At 68.5% G+C, this 1,131-nt stretch carries 1 protein-coding gene; it reads right to left on the reverse strand.

Translation table 11 applies throughout. The features are described from left to right. Positions 1-6 precede the first annotated feature (6 nt). Positions 7-1,131 (reverse strand): S8 family serine peptidase (locus tag G6035_RS19570; RefSeq protein ID WP_176618770.1); only part of this gene is annotated, 1,125 nt, incomplete at its 5' end.

Raw genomic sequence — 1,131 nt, forward strand, 5'->3', positions numbered from 1 at the left:
GGCAGGCTACGGAGCGGGCGTGAGCCAGCCGGCGCGGGCGCTGCCCCAGCCGGTCTCGCTGTCCCAGCCGGTGCCGACCTTCAAGGTGGTGTTCGCCGTGTTGAAGGAACGCACCGAGTAGGTGTACCCGTTGGACGCGTCGACGCCGTTCACGAAGTCGACGCGGATGTTGCCCGCATCAATGCCGGCACCGGTCACGTCGTGGAACCCGGCGGGATTGGCGTAAATCGCCGGATTGAGCAGGCCCAGGCCGTGCCCGCTGGCCTGGATCTTCAGCGCCGTCATGCCCGCAAACAACGGCGAAGCCAGGCTGGTCCCGCCAATGCGGTACGTGTCGTACAACGCGGTGCCGCCGAAGTCCTGCGTCTGCCCCACGAGCATGCCGGTGGTCGGGTCGGCGTCCATGGACACATCGGGCAGCGCGCGCCCGCCGTTCGGGCTGTGGATCCCGGCCGCGACCTGGTAGTCGGGCTCGGCGATGTTGGAGGAATAGCCGCCACCGCCGCCGTACAGGAACGGTACGGTCGGTGCCCAGGCTCCGCTGGCGAGGCCGTACTTGGTCGTCTGCCAGCCGGTCTCGCCCGTGATGCCGGTCGGTTCAATGGCGGTCGAGGTGCCGCCAACGCCGGTGACGTAGGGGTCGGAGGCCGGGTAGTCGGTCTGCGGCGTGCCCAGGGCGGCTGCTTCGTCGCCCCCGTCGCCCGAGGAGAAGACGTAGCTGATGCCTTCAACTGCACCCTGCAGGAAGGCCGTCTCGTAGGCCTGGAGCAATGCCGGCTTCACGACGTCGCCGAGTCCGCCCCATGAGTTCGTGACGATGGTTGCCACTCCCTCATCGTTGATGCGGCTGAAGGTGTCTAGCAGGTCGCGGTCCTGGCAGCTGGCGCCCGCGTAGTATCGGATGTTGGCGGCGGGCGCCATGGCGTGCACGGCCTGGACGTCGAGCGTTTCCTCGCCATACCAGCCGGACGCGCCGCACTGCTTCGGGGAGTTGTTGCTGTTGACCTGGGTGAAGGCCAGCGGCAGGCTCTGGGTGAACTGCCCCTTGGCGAACGGCTGGTCGCCGTTGTCGGCCGCGTAGCGGTTCGCGTCCGCCTCGACGGTGGGGGAGGCATAGGCGTCGGTGATGGC

This window comes from Arthrobacter sp. SDTb3-6, assembly GCF_013376095.1.
Taxonomy (GTDB): domain Bacteria; phylum Actinomycetota; class Actinomycetes; order Actinomycetales; family Micrococcaceae; genus Specibacter.